Annotated in this window: 19 protein-coding genes; 15 read left to right on the top strand and 4 right to left on the bottom strand. The window is 60.6% G+C overall.

Features of this window, described 5'->3' with window-relative positions; translation table 11 throughout:
- The first annotated feature begins 2 nt into the window (after positions 1 to 2).
- The 9 genes from MJ639_RS03665 (at position 3) to MJ639_RS03625 (ending at position 9,340) form a co-directional block, all read left to right on the top strand.
- The gene (locus MJ639_RS03665) at positions 3 to 842 is read left to right on the top strand and encodes an ABC transporter ATP-binding protein (protein ID WP_243368823.1); all 840 of its coding nucleotides are present in this window, start codon (positions 3 to 5) and stop codon (positions 840 to 842) included.
- A complete protein-coding gene (locus tag MJ639_RS03660; RefSeq protein ID WP_243368822.1) occupies positions 842 to 1,720 on the top strand; it encodes a branched-chain amino acid ABC transporter permease in 879 nt (292 codons plus the stop codon). Before MJ639_RS03665 ends, MJ639_RS03660 begins: the two co-directional genes overlap by 1 nt.
- Positions 1,720 to 2,760 (top strand): branched-chain amino acid ABC transporter permease, encoded by a 1,041-nt coding sequence (locus tag MJ639_RS03655; RefSeq protein ID WP_243368821.1) that lies wholly within the window; start codon positions 1,720 to 1,722, stop codon positions 2,758 to 2,760. Before MJ639_RS03660 ends, MJ639_RS03655 begins: the two co-directional genes overlap by 1 nt.
- Positions 2,761 to 2,821: 61 nt before the next feature.
- Positions 2,822 to 3,958 carry an ABC transporter substrate-binding protein gene (locus MJ639_RS03650; RefSeq protein ID WP_243368820.1) on the top strand — a complete coding sequence of 379 codons (1,137 nt, stop codon included), beginning with the start codon at positions 2,822 to 2,824 and terminating at the stop codon, positions 3,956 to 3,958.
- Positions 3,959 to 3,963: 5 nt separating this feature from the next.
- On the top strand, positions 3,964 to 4,773 hold the full coding sequence (locus MJ639_RS03645) for an ABC transporter ATP-binding protein (protein ID WP_243368819.1): 810 nt from the start codon (positions 3,964 to 3,966) through the stop codon (positions 4,771 to 4,773).
- A gap of 8 nt (positions 4,774 to 4,781) precedes the next feature.
- Positions 4,782 to 6,611 carry an AMP-dependent synthetase/ligase gene (locus tag MJ639_RS03640; RefSeq protein ID WP_243368818.1) on the top strand — a complete coding sequence of 610 codons (1,830 nt, stop codon included), beginning with the start codon at positions 4,782 to 4,784 and terminating at the stop codon, positions 6,609 to 6,611.
- A 24-nt stretch (positions 6,612 to 6,635) separates the two neighbouring features.
- Positions 6,636 to 7,817: a beta-ketothiolase BktB gene (gene bktB, locus MJ639_RS03635; protein WP_243368817.1), complete on the top strand. Its 1,182-nt coding sequence runs from the start codon at positions 6,636 to 6,638 to the stop codon at positions 7,815 to 7,817.
- A 96-nt stretch (positions 7,818 to 7,913) separates the two neighbouring features.
- Entirely contained in the window at positions 7,914 to 8,633 is a 720-nt protein-coding gene (locus MJ639_RS03630; protein ID WP_243368816.1) for a TetR/AcrR family transcriptional regulator, read from the top strand.
- Positions 8,634 to 8,665: 32 nt separating this feature from the next.
- A complete protein-coding gene (locus MJ639_RS03625) occupies positions 8,666 to 9,340 on the top strand; it encodes a transglutaminase-like domain-containing protein (RefSeq protein ID WP_243368815.1) in 675 nt (224 codons plus the stop codon).
- 13 nt (positions 9,341 to 9,353) lie between these two features.
- Here the strand turns inward: MJ639_RS03625 and MJ639_RS03620 are convergent, their stop codons facing one another.
- A complete protein-coding gene (locus MJ639_RS03620) occupies positions 9,354 to 11,693 on the bottom strand; it encodes a 3-hydroxyacyl-CoA dehydrogenase/enoyl-CoA hydratase family protein (RefSeq protein ID WP_243368814.1) in 2,340 nt (779 codons plus the stop codon).
- A 268-nt stretch (positions 11,694 to 11,961) separates the two neighbouring features.
- On the opposite strand from MJ639_RS03620, the gene MJ639_RS03615 reads away from it, so the two are divergent.
- The 5 genes from MJ639_RS03615 to MJ639_RS03595 are packed head-to-tail and all read left to right on the top strand — an operon-like array spanning position 11,962 to position 18,662.
- Positions 11,962 to 15,081, top strand: a complete 3,120-nt coding sequence (locus MJ639_RS03615; RefSeq protein ID WP_243368813.1) for an ATP-binding protein — start codon at positions 11,962 to 11,964, stop codon at positions 15,079 to 15,081.
- A complete protein-coding gene (locus MJ639_RS03610; RefSeq protein ID WP_243368812.1) occupies positions 15,078 to 16,313 on the top strand; it encodes a YcaO-like family protein in 1,236 nt (411 codons plus the stop codon). The genes MJ639_RS03615 and MJ639_RS03610 overlap by 4 nt, the downstream gene beginning before the upstream one ends.
- The gene (locus MJ639_RS03605) at positions 16,310 to 17,698 is read left to right on the top strand and encodes a TfuA-like protein (RefSeq protein WP_243368811.1); all 1,389 of its coding nucleotides are present in this window, start codon (positions 16,310 to 16,312) and stop codon (positions 17,696 to 17,698) included. Before MJ639_RS03610 ends, MJ639_RS03605 begins: the two co-directional genes overlap by 4 nt.
- 38 nt (positions 17,699 to 17,736) lie before the next feature.
- Complete coding sequence (locus MJ639_RS03600; RefSeq protein WP_243368810.1) at positions 17,737 to 18,177, top strand: hypothetical protein; 441 nt, start codon at positions 17,737 to 17,739, stop codon at positions 18,175 to 18,177.
- Between the two features lie 17 nt (positions 18,178 to 18,194).
- Positions 18,195 to 18,662 carry a hypothetical protein gene (locus MJ639_RS03595; RefSeq protein WP_243368809.1) on the top strand — a complete coding sequence of 156 codons (468 nt, stop codon included), beginning with the start codon at positions 18,195 to 18,197 and terminating at the stop codon, positions 18,660 to 18,662.
- An 8-nt stretch (positions 18,663 to 18,670) separates the two neighbouring features.
- Here the strand turns inward: MJ639_RS03595 and MJ639_RS03590 are convergent, their stop codons facing one another.
- The gene (locus MJ639_RS03590; RefSeq protein ID WP_243368808.1) at positions 18,671 to 19,879 is read right to left on the bottom strand and encodes a gluzincin family metallopeptidase; all 1,209 of its coding nucleotides are present in this window, start codon (positions 19,877 to 19,879) and stop codon (positions 18,671 to 18,673) included.
- A 191-nt stretch (positions 19,880 to 20,070) separates the two neighbouring features.
- Between MJ639_RS03590 and MJ639_RS03585 the strand changes: the two genes are divergently transcribed.
- Positions 20,071 to 21,000, top strand: coding sequence for a ribokinase (locus tag MJ639_RS03585; RefSeq protein ID WP_243368807.1), 930 nt, complete (start codon positions 20,071 to 20,073; stop codon positions 20,998 to 21,000).
- Here the strand turns inward: MJ639_RS03585 and MJ639_RS03580 are convergent.
- Together MJ639_RS03580 and MJ639_RS03575 are read right to left on the bottom strand one after the other, a co-directional pair.
- A complete protein-coding gene (locus MJ639_RS03580) occupies positions 20,949 to 22,247 on the bottom strand; it encodes an AGE family epimerase/isomerase (protein WP_243368806.1) in 1,299 nt (432 codons plus the stop codon). The genes MJ639_RS03585 and MJ639_RS03580 overlap by 52 nt on opposite strands.
- 18 nt (positions 22,248 to 22,265) lie before the next feature.
- Positions 22,266 to 23,216: a carbohydrate kinase family protein gene (locus MJ639_RS03575; RefSeq protein WP_243368805.1), complete on the bottom strand. Its 951-nt coding sequence runs from the start codon at positions 23,214 to 23,216 to the stop codon at positions 22,266 to 22,268.
- Positions 23,217 to 23,233: the final 17 nt, after the last annotated feature.

Below are 23,233 nucleotides of genomic sequence, written 5' to 3'. Positions count from 1 at the left end.
GCATGTCAGACGGCCTCACACGATCCCCGCGCGAGACCGCCGCTCCGATCCTGAAAGTCGATGCATTGTCGCTATCCTTCGGCGGGCTGCGTGCGCTCTCCGGCGTCTCGTTCGAAGTGCAGGATGGCTCGATTACCGCGCTCATCGGGCCGAACGGCGCGGGCAAGACGTCCATGTTCAATGCTATCTCAGGTTTCTACAGGCCAAGCGCAGGCCGTATCCTCTTCGACGGTGAGGACATCAGTCGCGAGCGGCCGCCCGCGCGCGCCAAGCGCGGATTGGCACGCACATTCCAGAACATCGCCCTGTTCCGGGGGATGACCGTTCTCGACAACATCAAGCTCGGCCGTCACGCCCATCTCAAGACAAATATCTTCGATGCCTTGTTCTACAGGGGCAGGGCGCATCGGGAGGAGATGGAGCTTCGCCAAGAAGTCGAGGAGCGCATTATCGACTTCCTCGAAATTCAGCACATCCGTCACGCCCCTGTAGGCGCATTGCCCTACGGCCTACAGAAACGCGTCGAGTTGGCGCGCGCGCTTGCCATGCGGCCCCGCATTCTCATGCTCGACGAGCCGGTGGCCGGCATGAACCGGGAGGAGACGGAGGACATGGCCCGCTTCATCCTCGACGTGAAGGAGGAATGGGGCATCACCATCCTCATGGTGGAGCATGACATGGGTATGGTGATGGACATTTCCGACCACGTGGTCGTCCTCAATTTCGGTCAGGTGATCGCACAAGGGCGCCCGTCCGATGTGCAGAGCGATCCAGCCGTCATCAGTGCCTATCTCGGCTCCGGCGATCTCGCGGAACGCATTCGCAAGACGGAGGCCGCGTGATGGATTGGCTCTATGTCACCGAAGTGGCTTTGGCTGGATTGGGGGCAGGCGCTCTTTATGCGCTTACCGGCGTCGCTTTCGTGCTGATCTACAAGGCAACTCGCGTGGTCAATCTCGCCATCGGCGAAATCCTCATGCTCGGCGGCTATGTGTTCTTCGGGCTCGTCGCTGGAGCAGGCCTGTCGATCTGGGCCGCCATTCCGCTGACGATCCTCGCTGGTGCCGCCCTGGGGGCGGTGGTGGAGCGCGCGCTCATCCGCCCCATGCTCGGCGAGAGTCCCATCTCAGTCTTCATGGTGACCATCGGCCTCGGCTCCATTTTGGCGGGTGTGGTCGAACTCGGCTGGGGCGCCGATCCTCTGCGCCTGCCTGAGTTCATCCCCAACACGCCGATCTTCTTAGGAGAAGCCTATCTCGCGCCGAAAGTAGCCTACGGCGCTCTTGTGGCTGCTCTCCTGATCGCCGGAGCGGTGATTGCCTTACGCTTCTCTCGTGGCGGTGTCGCGCTTCGTGCGACCGCACGCGATCAGGGCGCGGCCTATTCCATGGGCATCGACGTGGGGCGCGTGTTTTCGCTCTCCTGGATGGCGGCTTGCGCGACGGCTGCAGGAGCTGGTGTGATCGTCGGTGCCATCGGCGGCATCTCACCGACCATGGGTATCTTCGGTTTGTCCGTTCTCGTGGTCGTCATCGTCGGCGGTCTCGACTCCGTCGCGGGCGCGCTGGTGGGCGGTCTGCTCATCGGCCTCGTGGAAGCGCTCGCAGGCAGCTTCCTCGGCGGCGAGTACAAGCTTCTCGCGACATTCAGCCTGCTTATCCTGATCCTGATGGTCAGGCCCTACGGAATCTTCGGCACCCATGAGATCGAGAGGCTCTGATGCGCATTGGAACCTTTAAGCTCTCTTATGCAGCCGATGAGGCCCTGTTCGACACGAGGGTGCAGTGGGTCTGGCTTGCGCTTCTTGCCGCGAGTCTCGTGCTCTTCCCCTTCGTGGCAGGACCGTACTGGATCTACATGGCCTGCCTTGTCGCCATCAACGTGGCGAGCGCTACGGGGCTCAACATTCTCACGGGCTATACGGGCCTCGTGAGCCTGGGGCAGGCGGCCTTCATGGGTGTCGGCGCCTACACGGTCGCCGTGCTGGAAACCCGCGTCGGCACGCCATTCTTCATCAACCTGCTAGTGGCAGGCGGAATGACGGCCGCTGTCGGCGTCGTGTTCGGCATTCCGAGCCTTCGCGTGAAGGGGCTTTATCTCGCGATCGCGACCATCGCAGCGTCGATGATCCTGCACTTCCTCTTTGCCCATTGGGATCTCACGGGAGGAACGCGCGGTCTGTCCATGCCGCCTGCAAGCCTCTTCGGTATCGCGCTCGATCAGCCGCACAAACTCTACTGGCTCGTCATTCCAGTCACGGCTCTGATGGTACTGGGCGCGGCGAACCTCTTCCGCACCCGTGTGGGCCGCGCCTTCATCGCCATCCGCGACCGGGACATCTCGGCGGAAGTTCTCGGCATCCCGCTGCTTCAAACCAAGCTCATGAGCTTTGCGCTCTCATCTTTCTATGCGGGTGTCGCGGGCGGGATGTGGGCCTATTTCTTCCGCGTGGTGACGCCGGAGAGTTTCCCGCTCATCAACTCGATCTTCTATCTGGCCGCCATCATCGTCGGCGGCATGGGCACCATCTTGGGCGGCATTCTCGGCGCCACCTTCATGACCCTGGTGCCGGAGGTTCTCAAGCTCGTCGTCGGCTGGCTCACTCCTTGGATTCCGGATGCGCTCAGCCTGCTCGCACCTATCCGAACCATCGTGTTCGGTGCTCTGATCGTCGGGTTCCTCATCTTCGAACCACAGGGCCTTGCCGAAATCTGGCAACGAATCCGACGCTTCTTCCATCTCTGGCCCTTCAAAACATAAAGACCATCGGGAGGAAATCATGAAGCTCACACTATCGCGGAGAAGTCTGATAGGAGCGGCGATGGCCGGGCTTGCGCTCGGCGCTGTCGAGGCCAGGGCGCAGGCTCAGGAGGACATCGTCCTCGGCGGATCGATCCCGCTCACGGGCGTCTTCGCCTTTGCAGGCGTCGGCATCCATGCGGGCATCCAGGATTACCTGAAGATCGTCAACGATGCCGGTGGCATCAAAGGCCGTAAGATCAAGTATGTGGCCGAGGATACCGGTTACAAGGTCGATGCGTCGGTTGCAGCCTTCAACAAGATCACCAGCCAGAATAAGGTCACGCTCTATTACGGCGACTCCACCGGCTTTGCCAAGACGATCAATCCCGAGCTCGAGCGCAAGGGCACGATGATCATGGCCGGCGCATCCTTCGCGTCGGAGCTGAACGATCCGAAGAAGTTCCCGCTGCAATTCCTGCCCGGCCCGGACTATACGGAGATGTTCGGCATCCTCATGCGCCACATCGCCAAGGAAAAGCCGGGTGCGAGCATCGCTCTCGTCTATTCCGATACGGAATTCGGACGTGATCCCATCGCGCCCGGTGAGAAGCTCGCCACCGAACTCGGCCTGAAGGTGGTCGAGAAGATCGTGACGCCGCCTGGCAGCGTGGACGTGTCCACGGAAGTGTTGAAGCTGCGCCGCGCGCGTCCCGACTACACGATCTTCCACGGCTATGTGCTCGCGCCGATCCCGGAATTCATCCAGCAGGCGAAGCAAATGGGCATGCAGAGCCGCTTCATGGGCACCTTCTGGTCCATGGATAATTCCATGGTGCAGCAGATGGGCGAGGCAGCCGACGGCTTCATGGGCGTGATGCCTTACCGCTACTACTATGACAAGGAAGGCACGTCGCCGATGCTGGACAGGATCCGGCAGATGCGTCCCGAATATCAGTCCACCGCCTATATGCAGGGCTTCCTGACCGCGATGCTGATGACGGAATCCGTCAAGCGCACTCTCGATGCCGGCAAGGAGCTGACAGGTGCGAACATGAAGGCCTCGCTCAACACCATCAAGGACTTCGATACGGGCGGCATCATCGGCGTTCCGATCTCCATCCCAGGCAACTCGCTGCCGGTCGGCCGCATCTATCGCTTCGACGCCAAGCAGAAGCAGATGCTCCCGGCTTCCGATTGGATCCAGCTCGGAAAGTAATGCCCATGGACGCGGAGATCCTTCTGAACGTCAACAATGTCGAGGTCGTCTATAACCGGACGATCCAGGTTCTCCGCGGCCTGTCCTTAAGGGTTCCGAAGGGCGAGATCGTTGCCCTTCTGGGCTCCAACGGAGCTGGCAAGTCCACCACGCTCAAGGCTGTATCCAACCTGCTCGAACTGGAGGACGGCGCGGTCACGGCCGGTCATATCGAGTTCGACGGAACGGATCTCGCATCGCTCACGCCGCATGGACTCGTGCGGCGTGGGCTCTTCCACGTGATGGAAGGCCGCCGCATCTTCGAGGACCTCACGGTGGAGGAGAACCTCACCGCCGCCACCTTCTCGCTGTCCGGTCGCGGCCTGCCGATCACGCCTTTCGATCTCGTCTATTCCTATTTTCCGCGCCTTTATGAGCGCCGTAAAGGGTTGGCCGGTTATCTCTCCGGCGGCGAGCAGCAGATGCTGGCCATCGGCCGCGCACTGATCTCGAAGCCGAAGCTCATTCTCCTCGACGAACCCTCTCTTGGTCTGTCACCGAAGCTGGTGGAGGAAATCTTCACCATCATCGCGCGCATCAATCGGGAGCAGGGTGTCTCCATGCTGCTCGTGGAGCAGAATGCCGCCGTCGCGTTCTCCGTGGCGAGCTACGGCTACATCATGGAGATGGGAAAGGTCGTCATCGACGGGCCTGTGGAGCGGCTCGTCAAGGATCAGGACGTGCAGGAATTCTATCTCGGCCTTGGCGGCGGCGGAGCCCATAAGAGCTACCGGGATGTAAAACACTACAAGCGCCGCAAGCGCTGGCTGTCATGAGGACCACGATGCCGCAGGCTCTCCAACGCGACACCATGACCCTTCCGCAGCTCCTGCGGGACAACGCTCAGCGCATGCCCGAGCGCATCGCGTTGAGGCAGAAGGATTTCGGAATCTGGCAGCCGATCACCTGGGCGGAGTATTACGCGCAGGCCCGGCATTTCGGTCTGGGAATGCTGGCCTTGGGCCTCGAGTCGCGCGGGCATGTGGCCATCCTGTCCGAGAACAGGGCGGAATGGGTCATCGCGCAATTGGGTGCTGGGCTTGTGGGCGCTGTCAGCATCGGCGTCTATGCGACCAGCCCGGCGAACGAAGTCGCCTATGTTCTGGGTCACTCCGATGCGGAGGTGGTGGTCTGCGAAGACCAGGAGCAGACCGACAAGGTTCTCGAGTGCTTGCACGAACTCCCCAAGATCAAGCGGATCGTGGTGATCGACCCGAAGGGCTTGCGACACTATGAAAGCGACAAACTCTCGACCTTCAAGGACGTCATCGAGAAGGGTGCTGCCTATGAGAAAGAGCATCCCGGCCTGATCGATGCCTGCCTTGCGGAGCAGGGCCTCAGCGATATCGGCCTGATGGTTTATACGTCCGGATCGACGGGAAAGCCTAAGGGCGCGATGCTCAGCTATCGCAACATGCGAGCTGAAGGAGCCGCCGTGATTGATCGGCTCGGCTATACGCAGGAGACCACCAATCTCTCGTATCTACCCCTGTGCCACGTGGCGGAGCAGATGCTGACGGTGATGGCGCCGCTGCAGGCGGGATCCTGCGTGAGCTTCGGTGAATCCATCCGCACGGTTCAGGAAGACTTACGCGAGATCGCACCGACCTTGTTCCTCGGCGTACCGCGTATCTGGGAGAAGCTGCACTCGGCCATCCATATCAAGATGATCGAGGCGAAAGGTTTCCGCCGCCGGCTCTATGAGAAGGCCGTTTCCCTGTGTGAGCCACTCGCCGAGAAGGCGCCTGCGGCTCGGACTTTGCGCGAAAAGATTCTCTTCGGACTTTGCTATCTTTTCGTCTTCCGCGCCCTGCAGAACTTCATCGGATTGCGGCAGGCCAAGGTGGCGCTCACGGGCGCCGCGCCAATTTCACCATTGATCGTTCGCTTCTTCCGCACCATCGGAGTGCCACTCGTGGAGGTTTACGGTCTCACCGAGACGTCCGGCATGGTCACGGGCCAGCGCCTCGATGCGCTCCTGCCTGGAGCAGTCGGTCCGGCAGTGCAGGGAGCTGAGGTGCAGATCGGGCCCGATGGCGAGTTGCTTGTACGAGGCGAGATGGTCTTCGAGGGCTATTACCGCAACGAGGAGGCGACCCGCGCTTCGATCCGTAATGGGTGGCTCCATACCGGCGACGTAGCCAAGATGGAGGGCGGCCAAGTCAAGATCGTGGATCGTCTCAAGGACATCATGATCACCGCGGGCGGCAAGAACCTCAGTCCTTCCGAGATTGAGAACACGGTCAAGGGCAGCGCCTTCATCAAGGAATGCATCGTCATTGCCGAGTCCCGCCGTTATCCGGCTGCCCTGATCCAGATCGATGCGGAAACGGTCGGCAAATGGGCCGAGGAAAACCGCGTTCCTTTCACCAACTACAAGAGCCTTGCCGAGAACAGCCGCGTGCGCGAGCTGATCGATGGGGAAGTCGAGCGGGCCAATCGGCAGCTCGCGCCTGTGGCTCAGATCAAGAAGTTCCATCTCCTCACGAAGGAGCTGGACCACGACGACGATGAGGTCACCGCCACCATGAAGGTGCGCCGTGCGAACATCTACAAGAAATATGCCGCGGAGATCGAAGGTCTCTACAAGTCAGCGCCTGCGGTTGCGGCGTAACGAGCATTCAAGGAGTTTTCAAAGATGTCGCGCAGCGTCGTCATTGCATCGGGAGTTAGGACCGCCATCGGCACCTTCGGCGGCACGTTGTCCAACCATTCACCCACCCAGCTCGGTGCGCTCTGCGTGGCCGAAGCCCTCAAGCGAGCAAAGCTCGAGGGCGGGGATGTGGATCATGTGGTCTTCGGCAACGTGATTGTCACCGAACCGAAGGATGCCTATCTCGGTCGCGTCGCGGCCATCGATGGCGGCGTTCCTATCGAGGTGCCGGCCATGACCGTGAACCGCCTTTGCGGTAGCGGCGTGCAGGCTATCGTCTCCGCTGCGCAGTCGATCATGCTCGGCGATGCGGATGTGGCCGTGGCAGGTGGCGCTGAGGCTATGAGCCGTTCGCCGCATCTTCTGCACACGGCACGCTTCGGCCAGAAGATGGGCGATGCGCTGGTGGTGGATCATTTGACCGGCATTCTCACCGATCCGTTCGGCAATGGCATCATGGGCATCACGGCAGAAAACGTCGCCTCTAAATGGCAGATTTCCCGCGACGCGCAGGATACGTTCGCAGCCGAGAGCCAGCGCCGTGCAGCATTGGCGATCAAGGAAGGGCGCTTCAAGGAGCAGATCCTTCCCGTTGAGGCGAAGAAGGGTCGGGAGACGATCTCGTTCGACACCGACGAGCATCTTAAAGCGGACACGACCCGCGAGAACCTGGCGTCCCTGCGCCCGGTGTTCCGCAAGGACGGCTCGGTGACGGCGGGCAATGCCTCCGGCATCAACGACGGCGCAGCCGCCGTGGTGCTGATGGAGGAAGGACGGGCAGAGCGGGAAGGGCGGAAGGCTCTGGCGCGGATCGTCGGCTATGCCCATGCGGGCGTGGAGCCTGGCGAGATGGGCATCGGGCCGGTTCCCGCCGTGCGCAACCTGCTGAAGAAGACGGGAATGAAAATCGGCGACTTCGATGTGATCGAGTCGAACGAGGCATTTGCCGCGCAGGCCTGCGCCGTCGCCAACGAGTTGGGCTTCGATCCCGAACGCGTCAATCCGAACGGCGGAGCGATCGCACTGGGCCACCCGGTCGGCGCCACCGGCACCATCCTCACCGTCAAGGCGGCCTATGAGCTGTCCCGCACAGGAGGACGCTATGGCCTCATCACCATGTGCATCGGTGGCGGTCAGGGCATCGCGCTCGCCATCGAGAGAGCATAGAGACATCGCCATGAGGGGGGTGCCTACCCTAGACGGGTGGACGAGCGACCGTTACATGGGCGGCCGATCACGAACCAATATTGTGTCAGGAAACCCATGACGGCATCCCCGTGGAAAAAGCCCGCCGACCGGCAGAAGGAGCGCGAAGTCAAGCGCGATGCCGTGCTGCGGGCTGCCGCTCAGGCCTTCAACGAGAACGGCTTTCACAAGACATCCCTCGATGATGTGGCCGAGCGGCTGAACGTCACGAAGCCGACAATCTATTACTATGTGAAGAACAAGGATCAGATCCTCTTCGAATGCGTCCGCATCGGCTTGGAGATGCTGGAGGATGCGTCGGCTCAGATCGAAGGCACTGATGCGACTGGTCTTGCGAAGCTGATCGCGCTCTGGCGCGTTTATGTGCGGATCGTAACGGAGGATTTCGGCCGCTGCCTCATTCTCGTGGGCGAGGATCCGCTGCCGCCGTCTACGCGCAAGGAGCTCCGCGCGCTCAAAGGGCGGATCGACAAACGTTTCCGGTCCGTCATCACGGAAGGAATTGAGGATGGCTCGATCCGTCCCTGCGATCCCAAGATGGCAGCCTTTGCCGCAGCAGGCGCATTGAGCTGGATCGCCCGCTGGTACGATCCACGCGGGCCGCTCGATCCCGAACAGCTTGCGGACCAGATGATCGATCTGCTGGTCAATGGTGTTGGAGGTGTGGGACAGGCCACACGCAAGGCGAACGGAAAGACCGGGATGAAGCTCGCCGCAGCTAATGTTCCTGCATCTCCATCAAAAGCTCTCCGAAAACCCGCTAGTCGGGCCTCCTGACGGTTTCGAGGGACAAGGGAAGGGACTGCGTCATGAATGTAACCGAGCAGCGCCTTTATCTTAGCCCTGCCGAATATGTGGACAGCGATCATCCCGCCATCCGGCAGCATGCCGAGATGGTGACACGCGGAATCGACTCTGATGCAGAACGGGCAAGGGCACTCTACGACGCTGTGCGGGATGGAATTCGCTACGATCCTTATGTGGACTACACTGACCGCGAGAGCTTCCGTGGCAGCAGCGTTCTCAGTTCTGGTCATGGCTATTGCGTCGGCAAGGCCGCCCTTTATGCGGCTTTGTGCCGTGCGGTTGGTATTCCTGTGCGGGTCGGCTTGTCGGATGTGCGAAATCACCTCGCGACCCCGCGTCTTCTGGAGGCGGTCGGTACGGACGTGTTTTCCTATCACGGCTATGTGGAGGTTTATCTCGGCGGCCGTTGGTTGAAGGCGACACCGACCTTCAATGCAAGCCTCTGCGCCAAGCTCGGTGTTACGCCGCTCGACTTCGACGGCACTGGCGATGCTTTGTTCCAGCCCTTTGATGGTGATGGGCGGGCCTTCATGGATTACGTGTTCAATCACGGCACATTCTTCGACGTGCCGACGAAATTCCTCATGCGCGAGATGACACGCCTTTATCCGGTATTGTGCAGACCCGGAGGATACCGGGGACGAATGGAGGAAGAAGCCGAAGCTTCGGCTTCTTAACCCTGACCGCACATCAATTGCGTAGCGGCTTTCCTGTCGCGAGCATGTGCTCAATGCGCTCCCGCGTCGCCGGCGTCTTGGCAAGGGCAAGCACGGCTTCCCGCTCCAAGGCCAGCATGTCGTTCTCGGAGGCCGTGTCCCTGGAGAGGGCTGCGCCCGTGAGAACGGAGGCGAGGGTCTCGGCAACGATGATGTCCGTCTCGGTAAGGCGAAGCGTTTCCCGCTGCTTATGAATGCGCTCCATAAGCGCATCTTTCCCCGCCGATCCGGAAAGTGAAATCGTCGCAGGCTCAGGCGCGCGATATCTCGCATCCGCTAACGAGGCTGCGCGTGCGACCGCTCTGCCAAGAAGATCGTCTGGATTCATGACGATGGCGTCACTCGACCGGAGCAGCCCTTTCTCCCAGGCATCAAGGGCCGAGGAGGAGGGAGCGCCCGTGAGAATAGTGTTGAATGCCCTCTGCACATTCATAACAGGATCGCTGCCCCGCTCCTGCGTCCGCAGCATCAGCTGCGTGCAGCCGCCCCAACCGGGCACGATACCAACCTTGGTTTCGGGAAGTCCTACCGCCAATTCCGCATGAGCGACGATAGCATCGCAGTGAAGCATCAGCTCGCAGCCGCCACCGAGCGCAAGACCGGCGACAGCGGCAACCACGGGGAAGGGCGCGTGCTTCACGCGCATGAAGAGGTCCTGTCCCCGCGAGAGGAACGCGGACAGGGCGGCCCAATCTTCCTTGCGCACGAGATCGACAAAATAAGATAGGTCAGCACCTGCGGAGAAAACACGCGGATTGTCGTTGCCGATGACGAGGCCGCGAAAGTCCGAAGCGGTCTTCTGCAGGCTTTGGTCCAGCGCATCGAAGACGGCCGGGGTGAGACTGTTCATCTTCGTGTGGATCTCGAAGCAGGTCACGCCGTTACCCGCATCCCACAGCGAAGCCCCCTCATTGCCGAGGATCTTCGGTCGACGAAACTTGATCGCAGGCAGGGCGAGATCGCTGCTATGATCCGTGGCCTGCGCGCGCGCGCCATCGGTGCGAAGCGGCAAGCTCGTATCCTTGGCATAGAAGCCGCCGTTCTTGAGCGCGGATGCCAGAAGGGCAGGCACGTCGCCGCCGTCCTGCTTCAGGCGTTCTGCGAGCTGTTCGATCCCGCAGCGCTCCGCCAGCTTGAAGGGGCCTTCACGCCAGGCATAGCCGAGCTCCATGGCGGTATCGATGGCGGCCACGTCCTTTGCGATTTCCGGACCGACTTCGGCGGTGTAGGCAATGAGGCGCGACAGAACTCGCCAAGCATAGCGACCGAGCCGATCGTCGGATTGCAGGAGGGCTGCGAGATCGCGGCCCTTGCCGGGAAGCGAGGCCGCATCGAGCGGCGCTTCAGGGCGGTAGAGGCCGGTTGAGAGATCGAGCGCCTCGCGCGTTTTGTCGGCATTGACGCGGTAGAAACCACTTTTGGCTTTCCGCCCCAAGTGCCCCGCCGCGATCATGCCTTGCACCGTAAGGTCGGACGGCAGGTCGTAAGCATGGATGCCGTCCGAGGCGGGAAGGGCGCTCATCAGGCTGCCCCACACATGCGGGATGAGGTCGATGCCGATCAAATCGAGCAGGCCAAAGGCTCCCGTGCGTGGTGAGCCGAAAGCGGCCATTACGGCGTCGGCTTCTTCGACGGTGAGGCCCATGCTCTTCGCTTCGAGCGCCGCAACGGCCAGCCAGTAGCAGCCGATGCGGTTGGCGATGAAGCCCGGCGTGTCGTGGCAATCCACGACGGTCTTGCCGAGAATGGAATGGGAGGCTGCCTTGGCGCGTTGAACAAGCTCAGGCGAATTTTCGGAAGCGCTCACGATCTCCACGAGCCGCATGACGCGCGGAGGGTTGAAGAAATGCGTGATGAGGAAATCCGCCGCAAAGGCCGGGCCTTGCTCTGCGATCAGGTCGGCGCGGGGGATCGTGGATGTGTTGGACGAAACGACGGATCCCTTTTTCCTGACCCTGTCGATCTTCCCGTAGAGGTCGCGCTTGACGTCGAGCCGTTCGACGACCGCCTCGATGATCCAATCGGCTTCCGAGAGGCGCTGAAGGTCGTCCTCGATATTGCCGGGCCGCACGAGCTGGGCGGCTGCAGGATGCATGAATCCGTTTGCCTTCGATTGTCGCTCGATACCGGCTTCGGCCGGGCCATTTGGCGAAGCGCCTGTTCCCTTTATGTCGAGCAGGTCGACAGGAATGCCGGCATTGGCGAATTGCGCTGCAATACCGGATCCCATGGACCCTGCCCCGATCACAGCTGCACGTGCGATGCCGATGTCTTGAGTGCCGAGCGTGGAAGGAAAGGGAGGGAGCGCGTTCATTGTGACTCCGGAGCCAGGATGACGTCTATGAGGTTGGGCTGCTTTGTCTTTTTTGCTGGCCCAGTATTATTCCTACTGACTGGTAGAGTGCTGTCAACCGATCGGATGGGTGTGGCGCGGAACTCTTGCGATGACGGAACTAAGGATTCCATGTGGGTGAGGGGCATTTCTTGCTGTCTGTGCCTCTACCGCGTTTCCAGTACCGCCATCGGCCTGACACATCCCGCATAAACTATGTTATTTTTCTGGTCTGGCGGGGTTGCAGCGGATGCCACAGCACGTCCCAACGGCGCAATTGACGGGTATGGCCGAGAGGCGGCAGGTGACCGCGCTTGCCTACGATCTCGTCGGCTCCACCCGCCTCGCGGAGCGGCTCGATCCGGAGGACATGCACGAACTCCTTCGCGGTTTTCATCGCATGTGCACGGCAGCCGTCGAAGAGTTCGGGGGCAAGGTAAACCGCTATGTCGGTGACGGCGGCATGGCCTATTTCGGTTACCCTGTTACCTACGAGAATGCGGCCGAGCGGGCCATTCAAGCAGGCCTCGCCATCACGGATAGGTGCGCCCATCTCGTCGTGCCGCGCGCCAGTGGAAAGATATCGCTGAGCGTTCGTGTCGGCATCGCCACGAGCAGGGTGGTTGCGGGCGATATGGCGGGAGACAAGGGCTTCGGCTCAGACGAAGTTGTCGGCATCGCTCCCCACCTCGCGGCGCGTCTTCAGACCGCTGCTGCTCCCAATTCCATTCTTGTCAGCGATGCAACGCGTCGGCTTGTCGGCACCATGTTCCGGTTCGGTCGACAGCAGGAGCTGGAATTGTCCGGGTTCTCCCTTCCGCAACAGGCCTGGACTGTTCTGCGCTCGCGAAGGCCGCAGACGCGGTTCGAGGGTCTGCACTCGCCGGGCGATGCCCCGCTCCTCGGGCGGGAGACGGAACTCACAATCATCGCCGATCTGTGGGAAATCGTGCAAAGCGGAAAGGGGCAGGCGGTTCTCCTGACAGGCGATCCCGGGATCGGAAAGTCCCGGGTCGCGGCCGAGATTCGCAGGCGATTGAGCCATGATGCGTCAATGGTTTTGAACTTCCAGTGCTCTCCGCTGCATGGTGCCACGCCATTTCATCCGATCAGATCGAACCTTGAACGCACGCTTCTGATGCGCTCGGACAAGCCACATCACCTATCTCAAGGCCGATTGGGCCGACTTCTGGATATGGCCGTGCCGCCGATGCCGGATGCGGCGCCTGTGTTTATGGATCTTCTTTTTCCTCTTCGCGATAAGTCACGCTCGTCCGAGACTGCAGAGCAGATCAAGGAGGAAACGTTATCGACCCTAATCGAATTCATCGCGCGGTTGAGTGCGCGCGGACCATTGGTCATCATTATCGAGGATGTCCAATGGATCGACCCGAGCACACTAGAGCTTCTGGATCGCATCATTGCACGGATCGTCGATCTTCCGGCTCTGTTGCTTGCAACGGCGCGTCCTACCTTTCATGAGCTTCAATCATCGGTTTTCCCAAACGTCACAACCATCGATCTCGCGCCCCTGCCGGAGCAGACGGCCATTTCCCTGGTGCACCATATGGCCGGCTCGGTTCGCGTGTCGGAGGCGGAGTTGCAGCACATCGTCACGCGCTCCGAAGGAAACCCGTTTTTCCTCGAGGAATTGACGCGGACCTTTCTGGATCGGCCTACACCGGAGAGCGGCGCACCTGCGGGAGACCTACCGATTTCGCTCATGGATGTGCTGGCTGCCCGTCTCGACCAGTGTGGAACAGGCAAGCCCATCGCACAGGTCGCGAGCGCCATCGGACGCCGGTTTTCCTATGCCGTTCTCCAGCAAGCCGCCGAGCTTCCCACAGATGCCCTCGATGAGGGGCTGGCGCGGTTGTATGAGCTTGGTGTGATCGCTCCTGAACATGATGTGGCTCAACGCTCCTATAGTTTCAGGCACGCTCTGCTGCAGCAAAGTGCTTACGACAGCATGGTGAAGGCAACGCGCCAGACGCTGCATCGGCGTCTCGCTGCGGTTCTTAAAGAAGCTTCCGCCGAGCCTGAAATTCTCGCTCGGCACTTCATTGAGGCGGGTATGTATCCTGAGGCGATTGCGCAGCTCCGGCTTGCGGGGCAGCATGCAATCCTGCGCTCCGCCAATCAGGAGGCCGTCAGTCTGCTGCAACGCGCCCTGGCTCTCTCCGACGAACTTGAGCAGGAGGCGGGGCGCGAGGAGCTGGAACTCGATATATGCTTGGCGCTCGGTCCGCTTCTGATCTCCACGGTCGGGCCTGGTGCCGACGAGGTCCAGGATATCTACAAACGTGCCATTACGTTGTCGGATTCCATTCCTGCCGACCAGCGCCGCTTCACCGCCTATTGGGGATGGTGGCGTACGTCGCCGAGCTTCAAGGACATGCGCAACCGCGCCGATCGTTTGTCATCCATCGTCGATGATCTCGCAACGCCCCACCTAGCTCTCCAGGCTCATCACTGCCAGTGGGCAACCCTTTTCATGCTGGGCGAGCAGAGGCGCTGCTGCGAGCATGTGCGGCATGGACTGGCTTTCTACAATGCGGCGAGGAATCGGCATGACGCCGTTCTTTACGGTGGGCATGATCCAAAGGTCTGCGGTTTGGGCGAGCAAGCTCTGTCTCTCTGGCTGCAAGGTTTCTCCACGCGCTCGCAGGCGGTTATGAAGGCCTGCGCCCGTCACGCGGCGAGCCTCGATCATCAGGCCAGCAAGACCCATTTCGAAGAAGCCGAAATCAATCTGCTGCACTTCCGCCGTGATGTTCCAGCGGTGAAAGAGCGCGCAGCCCGCATGCTGCGATTTGCCGAAAACCTCGGCTTTCGCGATATCGCCGCAAAGGCGGAAATTTTCGGTGGGTGGGCCGCCTCTCTTGGCGGAAACCTTACCGAAGGCATCGCCTCCATCGAGCGCGGCCTTGCTGCCCAGAGAGTTATCGGCACGCAGGAGGACTTCCCTGCCTATCTGGAGATGCTGGCGGAAGCCTATGGACTTGCAGGCGAGTATTCTCGTGGTCTCGAAGTAATCGAGGAGGCCATCGGCATCGCCAAGGAAACCGGCCTCCAGTACTGGATCGCCGAACTTTTGCGGCGCAAGGGCGAGCTGCTGACATGTCTGAGCCATACCGAGGAAGCTGTGGGCTGTTATGACGAGGCGATTGCGGCTGCAGACACCCAAGGCGCACATGCCCTTTTGTTGCGGGCGACTATCAGCAAGGCCAGTGCGTTGGCCGATACGGATATGAAAAGGACGGTTGCAAAGGAACTCGAAAGCGCTCTCGCGAGGATCCCCGAGGCTTCGCCGACCTCTGACAAGGCGCTGGCGAAAGAACTCATGGACCGCTTGAGGAGAGCTTCATGAGTAAGCCCCGCCCGGCCTTGGCCAAGGTTTATTGCTGCGGCACCCACCGGGCCGTGGAGCCCGCCGAGACGTTGGAGCGCTTGAGGCCATCCCTTCCTTCATTCGGTGTTACCCGCGTCGCGGATATTACAGGGCTCGATAGCATCGGAATCCCCGTTGCCGTTGCCATGAGACCGGGCTCCCGCTCCAACATCACCTTTCAGGGAAAGGGTATGGAACGTTCGGGTGCGAAGGTTTCGGCCATCATGGAGGCCATTGAGACCTTTTGTGCGGAACGCGCGGATGGTCCGCTGATCTGGGCGAGCGCTAGGGAAATGCGCGAGGCCGGGCGCCGCCTCATCGATTGGCAGAGTATCATCTCTCGCAAGGGTGGGCGCCTCTCGGATCAAACACGCCTTCTGTGGTTCGAGGGTCGAAGACTGGCGGATGATGCCGCCTGCTGGCTGCCTTTCGAATGCGTGCACACGAATTTCACCCTCCCGGCGCCGGCGGGTAGCGGTCATTTCGTTGCAAGTACGAACGGGCTTGCATCCGGGAATGATCGTCGGGAGGCGCTCGTTCATGCTCTCTGCGAGCTGATAGAACGCGACGCACAGGTTTTGTTCGCACTCGATCCATCAAGCCTCGACCAGAGACGCCTCGATCTCACTTCTGTCGATGATGCGGATTCGATCCGGGTTCTGAACGTGATCACTGAGAGAGGATTCGTGATTGCCGTTTGGGACATGACCTCCGATATCGGAGTTGCGTCGTTCAAATGTCACATCATGGAGCGGCAGGGCGGGCCCGGTCTCATGCCTTTGCCGGTCGAGGGACATGGGTGCCATCCGGACAGGGGCGTAGCGCTCCTGCGCGCGGTTCTCGAAGCGGTTCAATCCCGTGCCACGATCATCGCCGGAAGTCGGGATGATGTCGGCCCCGATCTCTATGCCCGTTTCGACGACATGGCGGAACTCTCCCGATGGCGCGAGCGTCTTGGCTCGTCGGAAGCCGCTTGCGCCTTCGGAAAGGTACCGCACGTTTCTCATGCGACGGTCGATGAAGATCTCGATTTTATCATTCAACGGCTTGGATCTGCCGGTTTGCACGAGATCGTTGTCGCCGATCTCCAGGCCGACAAGGCTATTCCCATTTCCGTCGTTCGGGCCGTCGTTCCCGGTCTCGAAGGGCCGCCAGGGACCGACGTCGCTCTTGGAACCCGCGCTCGTTCCTGGATGGAGCAGTGCCGATGAGCGTGGTTGTCTTTTGCGGTCCGACTCTTTCTGCCGCCGAGGTGAGCGAGCAGATCGACGCCGTCTGCCTTCCACCGGCTAGGCACGGGGATATTCTGCGCGCTTTGAACATGGTCCCGAGGCCGCGCGTCATCGCGCTCATCGACGGATTGTTTCGGACGGTTCCCGCTGTCCGACACAAGGAAATCCTCTGGGCAATGAGCAAAGGTGTTCATGTATTCGGGGCCGCCAGCATGGGGGCTTTGCGGGCCGCCGAACTCACTGAATACGGCATGGTCGGCGTCGGCTCCATCTTCTCCGACTACCTTTCAGGCAGGATCGAGGATGACGACGAGGTTGCCGTGGAGCATGGCCCGGCAGAGCTTGGCTTCATGCAGCTCAGCGATGCCATGGTCGATATCCGCGCGACGCTCGCAGCGGCGTTGCGTGAAAGCATCATCGGGAAACAGTTGGCTGATTGTTCGCTGTCATGGGCGAAAGAACGTTTCTATGCCCATCGCAACTGGGCCGACCTCGTCGCATATGCCCGAAGCACTGGTTGCGATGCATCCGAGATAGAGGCGCTGGAAGCTTGGCTTCCCACAGGTCGCATAAATCTCAAGCGTCACGACGCGTTGGAAATGCTGGTCGCGATCCGCGACTTCATAGCGACCGATCCGCCCCCCTTCCTACCGAGATACAATTTCGAGCGAACAGAGGTATGGGAGCTTGATTACGAAGCAGCCCGCGCTCTCCCTCGCGCAGTCAGCAACGATGCGAAGACTTTGCTGATGCAGGACATTCTCGACGAGCTTCGTCTCGTGCCTCGTGACTTCGCCAGTGTTCAGAAAGAGGCATTAACCCGAATGCTACTGCTTCGAGAGGCTAGGCGGCGCAGAGGGGATCCAGAGCCGGAGGAGAAAGAGCAGGCCCTCAAATACTGGCTTCGCGAGCAGGGGGTGAGCCTGCGGGATGCCCTCGATCAGAACCGTCTCGTTGGGGAGGAACTTGATCATTTCCTGAATGGAGAGGCCCTTATCCGTTCGGCAGCATCATCGTTTGACGCTATGGCTCACAACGGGATTATCGATACCTTGCGTTCTCGTGGCATGCTTCGTCCGCTTGTGGAGCGCGCCGAGGCCAAGCAGCATGCGCTTCGCGCCATGGGCAAGGAGGCTGCGACGACGCAGACAGGAAGCATCCCTCCTGCGGCTCTCGTCGGGTGGTTCTGGCGGCAAACATTTCCTGATGAGATGCAGATGATCCCCGTAGAGGCGCTCGCTGTTCGACTAGGTTTCGCTGATACATCCGACATGACGAGAGCGCTTCTTCGGGAGTATCTCTTTAGCGAATACGCTCGAGAACACGATCTTCCAATAAGGAGTAGCCGCTTGACTTGGGAGTGATCTTTCCATGACATGGCCATGCAGCAGGAGATGCGTCCATGAGCAACTTGGTCGAGGTTACTCAGGAAAGGCCCATTCCCGATTACGAGGCCTATAGCCCATCAAAGATCAGGCTTTACGGGGTGCCCGTCGTCTCGCTGGACCTCAAAGACGATTCCATCTTCTGCATTCCGGTGACGCCCGACAAGTGTTTGGCCCTGATCTATGGCTTCTGCTATCAGGGGCATTGTTACTCCCTGCCAGAACCAGTGATCGTTCTGGTGAATGGTGAGGGCGATCTGGCGCAAGGGTGCGGCTGGGATCCCGATTATTACTGGTCTTGGGATGTCGACAAGCAGGATCAGACCATTCACCTACAGGTTCAGAGCGACAGCTTCGAGGAACTCATCCTTAAGCGGAACATCAATACGACCAAGCAGCCGGTTGCTTACTCGATCGCCTTCCAGATGAGCCACCGCGGCGGCAAACTCACCGAATGATCTGAGGAGAAGTTGCAATGGTGACGGCTCTTGGCGGGTTCTCTGGAAGGTTGGACGACAAGCTGCAGCTGAAGGATGCGCTCGTCCATGTTCCCACAAGCAAGGCGGGGCTGACCGCGCGCAATCTCCGCATGAAAGTTCTCGGAGCGGCTGGTCGAGCACGGGAAGGACACGTCTCGGCCGTCATTCAAGGGGCCAACGGTGCTCTGGCGCGCAGCATCTATCCTCAATACGAGGCGTACTGGAATTTGAGAAAGGTCCCCGCAATCCCGCTTAAGATGGATGAGGGCCAGGTGAAGGATGCGCCCTTCTGGCCTGGAGCATGTTTGCCGGAAATCCAGCATTGCAAGGACGGGACGTCGGCAAAGCCGATCCCTCTCGATCAACCTGTCAAATCCGTGGGATTCATCGTTCACCTCTCCCTGACTTTCCCAGGGCTCAAGGCCGGAATGAGAGTTCGCGGCGTGGTCGCGCTCAGCGACTAGTGACCATATCAGCGGAAACTCGGTGAAGGCGAGGGGATCTCTATTCCACGCCAGCGGAAGATCTCCCGTATTTCGTCGAGATGCTGTTCTCCCGAGATGCCGCTGCATGCGCTGAGCAGCGCAGCGCCGAAGGCCTCGAAGGTTACCTGATCCGAAGGAAGGGTCTGCCACGCTGCGACGAGGCTGCGACCGAAGATATCCCTTGCTTCCATCAAGGCCGCTTTGAAGGCGAAGTGGCGGTTTTCGTAGAGTCGGGCAAAGGCACTTGAGACATCGTCCGCCGCAGCTCCGATCTTGTTCGTCTCGAACGCCAAACTCCAGAGGTCGGATGGGATCAGTCCACGTTCTCTCAGCTCCGAGGCATAGAGATAGACGATGACATCGAAACAGGCGCCAGTAAGAGGGCGCGACAATTCATGAGGCTCGTCTCCCACTTCCCAAATGCGTGCATTGTTGCTGGCAAGCCGGATCTGCTTCGTCTCGGAGATTTCCGCGAGGCGGTTCAATTCGTTGATGGTGTAGATATTGCCTCGGCAGGAGCGCAGCAATCGGTCCAGAACGGAATCGAAATGCAGGAGGCCGATCAGGGCCGTAACGTCGGCGCAGGCCTCATGGAACGCGCGAAAAGCGAGCGGCATCTGGCCACTCGTGGGAAAACCGAGCAGCGAGAACAGGATGGTATGACCCATCTCATGGGCGATGACGTCGAAGTTCAGCCCAAAAGCGTGGAACTTGCCCTCGGCCGATGAGAAGCGGCCGAACTCGATATAGCCGTAGCCCGATTGAGCATTGTCCCATTCGATCAGCGGAATGATCTCGAGGCGCGGATAATCCCGTTGGAAAGGCCACTCGATCCGGCGTCCGAGGTAGCTTTCGAAAATGTCGAGCACGCGCCGCACGGAGCCGTACATATGGACCGCGAGAAAATCACGGCTGTCCGGCGGCAGATGGGCGAAATGCCCGCTTGCATCGGGTTCGACGGGAGCGCGCGCAAGGCCGCGATAGGGTGGAAGATAGGGGAAGGCGTAAGGCTCGTCCTTGTTGATGGCATCCACCACATACATGCGGTCGTCGGCCGGCCCAGACGCTATGCTCCCTGCGGGCGGCGAGAGCCAGACGACTTCCGGCTCGGTAAAGCCGGCGAGGAATGGGGCCTGCGGGAAAAGGCGCACGCGCGTTCCAAAGTCCCGGTCCCGATCAGCATAGTAAAGCACCATGACGAACCCGAGGTCAGCTGGTTGTGGCTGCCGGTTTCTAGAGTGCGCAGGCGACGTGTGGGATGCAACCGCTTCCTGATGCGGATTTCCGGCTAGAAAGGGGTAGTGATCTCTTTAGTAACAGGCGTCTGGACAGGGGGAGTTCCAGGTTTCAAGGTGCCGAACCTGAGCATCCTATGAGGCAGAGTTCCATGATTACGGTTTTCGGCTCGATCAACATGGATCTCGTTGCACGTGTTTTGGCGATTGCCAAGCCTGGAGAAACGGTTCTGTCTCGCCGCGCGGATAGTTTTTTCGGCGGCAAGGGAGCCAACCAAGCCGTTGCTGCCGCACGGGTGAGTGGAGGCAGGATCGCGGTCGCGATGGCCGGAGCCATTGGCGATGATGCCTTCGGCAAGGCTTGCCGCGACAATCTCGCCGCAAATGGTGTCGATGTGGATGGGATTAGGATTGCCGACGAGCCGACGGGTTGCGCCTTCATTACCGTCGATGAGCGTGGGGAGAATGCGATCACGGTCGCGAGCGGAGCCAACATGGCCGTGCATACAGCACAGGTTCCGGGAGAGATTTTAGCGAAGACCTCGATTCTCGTCCTCCAGATGGAGGTGCCGCTTGCCGAAAACATTGCGGTGGCACGGTGGGCCAAGCAGATGTCTGCACGCGTGATCTGGAATGCCGCGCCTGTGCCAGCCGGAGCCGAGAAAGGTGCCGTCGCCGACATGCTCGCCGTCACTGATCTTCTGGTGGTCAACGAACATGAAGCTATCACGGTCGCGGCTATGATCGGCGATAATGCCGGTGGCGATTATCTTGTGGCTGCTTCACGGCTTGCGCATACCTATAGCCTGACCTGCATCGTCACTGCGGGCGCGAAGGGAGCATTCGCAGTCGATGCTGACGGCACGCAGATCCATGCCGCCGCTCCACCGGTGACACCCGTCGATACGACCGGAGCCGGCGATACATTCGTCGGCGTCCTGGCATATGGCCTGGCCGAAGGACGCGAGCTGCAGGATGCCATGCAGCGCGCCTGCATTGCAGCCTCCCTGTCATGCCTCACGGCAGGGGCTCAGGCTGGGATGCCGTCTCGTGACAGGCTGGAGGCAACCTTGTCCGCCTGAGCGTTCACCTCAGTAATGACACGCGTCAGGCTTCCCGTTGCAGGGAAGAGCGGAATGAGGCACGCCTGCAAAGCGTGATAGAGGTCGGGCTTGCCCGTGAACAGGGTGCTGGCCGGGTTAAGGTCCTCAGAGAGTTCAGGGTGCCAGCCGCCATGTTCGCGATCGATCAGGTGGCGGTCCGCGAAGCTCCAAGCCTGCCGATACCACGCCTCATGAAACTCGCTTGGGCTGTGCTCGATGAGGAAGGTGGCTGCTCCGATGGCTTCCGTACATGGCCACCAGAGCTTGTGCGGCAGGCGCGGCTTGTCATTCCAGTCGAGAGAATAAAAGAAGCCGCCCTTGTCGCGATCCCATCCGAGTTCGATCGACTGACGGAACAGCTCATGCGCCGCGTCCGCCATCCATTCATGGCGTTTGCCGCCAAGCACCCACAGCTGCAGCAGCAGACGCACCCATTCGAGCCAGTGGCCGGGCGTGGTGCCATACGGGCGAAACATCTCGTAACCGCGGTAATCCTTGTCCAAGGACCAATCGGCATGGAAATGCTCGGCGACCCGATAGCCGAGGGATGCCGCGTGGCGTCCGATGATCAGCTGCGCGATGCGCTCGGCCCTGTCGAGATAAAGCCGCTCCCCGGTTGCCTCGAAAGCAGCCATCAGGGCTTCCGTCAGGTGCATGTTGGAGTTCTGGCCACGATAATCGCTGACTGGCGACCAATCGCGTGCGAATTCCTCCGCGACAGCGCCGTTTTGCTCTTCCCAGAAGCGTTCATCCAGAACCTGTGAGACATCCGCCAGCAACTTATCGGCGAGTGGATGCCCGACCACTTTCGCGCTGGAGGCGGCAAGCAGCACGAAGGCGTGACCATAGGCCTGTTTCGTATCGTCCTTGGGACCGTTCTCGTCGAGAGACCAGACATAGCCTCCATGTTGGGCATCGCGGTGATGGTTCCAGAGATAGGACATGCCGTGATCGACGAGCGCATCGCATCCAGGGCGGCCGAGCAGCACGCCGATGGAGAAGCAATGCACCATGCGGGTCGTGCTGTGAATCTGGCGAGCCGAATTGTCGCCCTGGAGCGGTTGCCCTTTGGTGTCGAGATTGAAGAACCCGCCAGCGGGATCGATGCTGCGATGCTGGAAGAAATCGAACAGGTTGCCTGCCTGCTCGCGCAGCCATTGCCGATGGAAGATGCGCGTGCGCCAGCTTGGGCCGGTGGCGGGAAGAATAGGAGAGGGCAGGGTCATATCGATCTCCGACGAATTTTAACGGCGCTCGGCCATGAAACGGATGACTTCGTCCCAGGTCGGCGGGTTTGCGCCCCGCCGCGTGCAGACGATGGCTGCGGCGGCGGCCGCGAAATCCAGAGCTTCGGTGACTTGCGCCTCGTCCAGATTTGCAACGCTTTCAGGCGTGAGCCTGTCGTACGCATCAAGCCATGAGAGCAGGCCCGCATGAAACGTATCACCTGCGCCCACCGTGTCGACCACCTCGACGCGCGGTGCGGGGCGCTCGATCACGGAGGAGCCGAAGGCTGCCAGCGGCCCTTCCGCTCCGCGCGTGACGATGACGAGGGCAGGGCCGAGTTTCAGCCAGGTCTGTGCCGCAGCCACGAGGTCCGCATCGGGATAGAGCATATGGATGTCCTCGTCGCTGGCTTTGACGATGGTGGCATGGGCAAGAAGCCGCTCGAACCTTTCACGATAGGCCTTCAGATCGCCGACGACGCGGGGACGGACATTGGGATCGAGCGAGATCACACGCGATCCGGCTTCACGCTTCAGCAGGGTCTCGATGGCGCTGGCGATGGGCTCGACACCGAGCGCGTAGGAACCGGCAGCGATGGCTTTGACGTCGGATGGCAATTGCGATGGCAGAGCTTCGGGCTCAAGCGCGCGATCGGCAGCATCAGGAGCATAAAAGGAATATTGCGGCTCGCCGCTCGCGCTGGTGGCGATGACGCTGAGCGTCGTTGGGTTAGGGCAGCGCTGGATATAGGCCGGGGTTACACCCGCATCGGCGAGCTTGCCCGCCAGGAACGTGCCGAAAGAATCCTGTGACAGGGTAGAAAGGAAACCCGACGACCGTCCGAGGCGGCCGATGCCGATGGCGACGTTGAAAGGAGAACCGCCTGCGACGGCTTCCGCCGATAGCCCGGTGGGTGAGGGCGCTCCGATAAAGAGGTCGATCAGCGCTTCGCCGCAAACCAAGATCATCCTTGGGCTCCCTATAA

The sequence above is a fragment of the Microvirga solisilvae genome (assembly GCF_022808595.1).
In the GTDB taxonomy this organism is placed as follows: Bacteria; Pseudomonadota; Alphaproteobacteria; order Rhizobiales; family Beijerinckiaceae; genus Microvirga; species Microvirga solisilvae.
The sequence above is the reverse complement of the archived record's forward strand: the minus strand, read 5'-3'. Positions and strand labels throughout refer to the sequence as shown.

Bases quoted from the DNA above. Each gene is read 5' to 3' on its own strand.
- MJ639_RS03625 (WP_243368815.1), top strand. From the start codon at position 8,666: ATGAATGTAACCGAGCAGCGCCTTTATCTTAGCCCTGCCGAATATGTG.
- MJ639_RS03615 (WP_243368813.1), top strand. From the start codon at position 11,962: ATGCCACAGCACGTCCCAACGGCGCAATTGACGGGTATGGCCGAGAGG.
- bktB (WP_243368817.1), top strand. From the start codon at position 6,636: ATGTCGCGCAGCGTCGTCATTGCATCGGGAGTTAGGACCGCCATCGGC.
- MJ639_RS03585 (WP_243368807.1), top strand. From the start codon at position 20,071: ATGATTACGGTTTTCGGCTCGATCAACATGGATCTCGTTGCACGTGTT.
- MJ639_RS03665 (WP_243368823.1), top strand. From the start codon at position 3: ATGTCAGACGGCCTCACACGATCCCCGCGCGAGACCGCCGCTCCGATC.
- MJ639_RS03620 (WP_243368814.1), bottom strand. From the start codon at position 11,693: ATGAACGCGCTCCCTCCCTTTCCTTCCACGCTCGGCACTCAAGACATC.
- MJ639_RS03660 (WP_243368822.1), top strand. From the start codon at position 842: ATGGATTGGCTCTATGTCACCGAAGTGGCTTTGGCTGGATTGGGGGCA.
- MJ639_RS03650 (WP_243368820.1), top strand. From the start codon at position 2,822: ATGGCCGGGCTTGCGCTCGGCGCTGTCGAGGCCAGGGCGCAGGCTCAG.
- MJ639_RS03595 (WP_243368809.1), top strand. From the start codon at position 18,195: ATGGTGACGGCTCTTGGCGGGTTCTCTGGAAGGTTGGACGACAAGCTG.
- MJ639_RS03575 (WP_243368805.1), bottom strand. From the start codon at position 23,216: ATGATCTTGGTTTGCGGCGAAGCGCTGATCGACCTCTTTATCGGAGCG.
- MJ639_RS03580 (WP_243368806.1), bottom strand. From the start codon at position 22,247: ATGACCCTGCCCTCTCCTATTCTTCCCGCCACCGGCCCAAGCTGGCGC.
- MJ639_RS03600 (WP_243368810.1), top strand. From the start codon at position 17,737: ATGAGCAACTTGGTCGAGGTTACTCAGGAAAGGCCCATTCCCGATTAC.
- MJ639_RS03640 (WP_243368818.1), top strand. From the start codon at position 4,782: ATGCCGCAGGCTCTCCAACGCGACACCATGACCCTTCCGCAGCTCCTG.
- MJ639_RS03610 (WP_243368812.1), top strand. From the start codon at position 15,078: ATGAGTAAGCCCCGCCCGGCCTTGGCCAAGGTTTATTGCTGCGGCACC.
- MJ639_RS03605 (WP_243368811.1), top strand. From the start codon at position 16,310: ATGAGCGTGGTTGTCTTTTGCGGTCCGACTCTTTCTGCCGCCGAGGTG.
- MJ639_RS03590 (WP_243368808.1), bottom strand. From the start codon at position 19,879: ATGGTGCTTTACTATGCTGATCGGGACCGGGACTTTGGAACGCGCGTG.
- MJ639_RS03645 (WP_243368819.1), top strand. From the start codon at position 3,964: ATGGACGCGGAGATCCTTCTGAACGTCAACAATGTCGAGGTCGTCTAT.
- MJ639_RS03630 (WP_243368816.1), top strand. From the start codon at position 7,914: ATGACGGCATCCCCGTGGAAAAAGCCCGCCGACCGGCAGAAGGAGCGC.
- MJ639_RS03655 (WP_243368821.1), top strand. From the start codon at position 1,720: ATGCGCATTGGAACCTTTAAGCTCTCTTATGCAGCCGATGAGGCCCTG.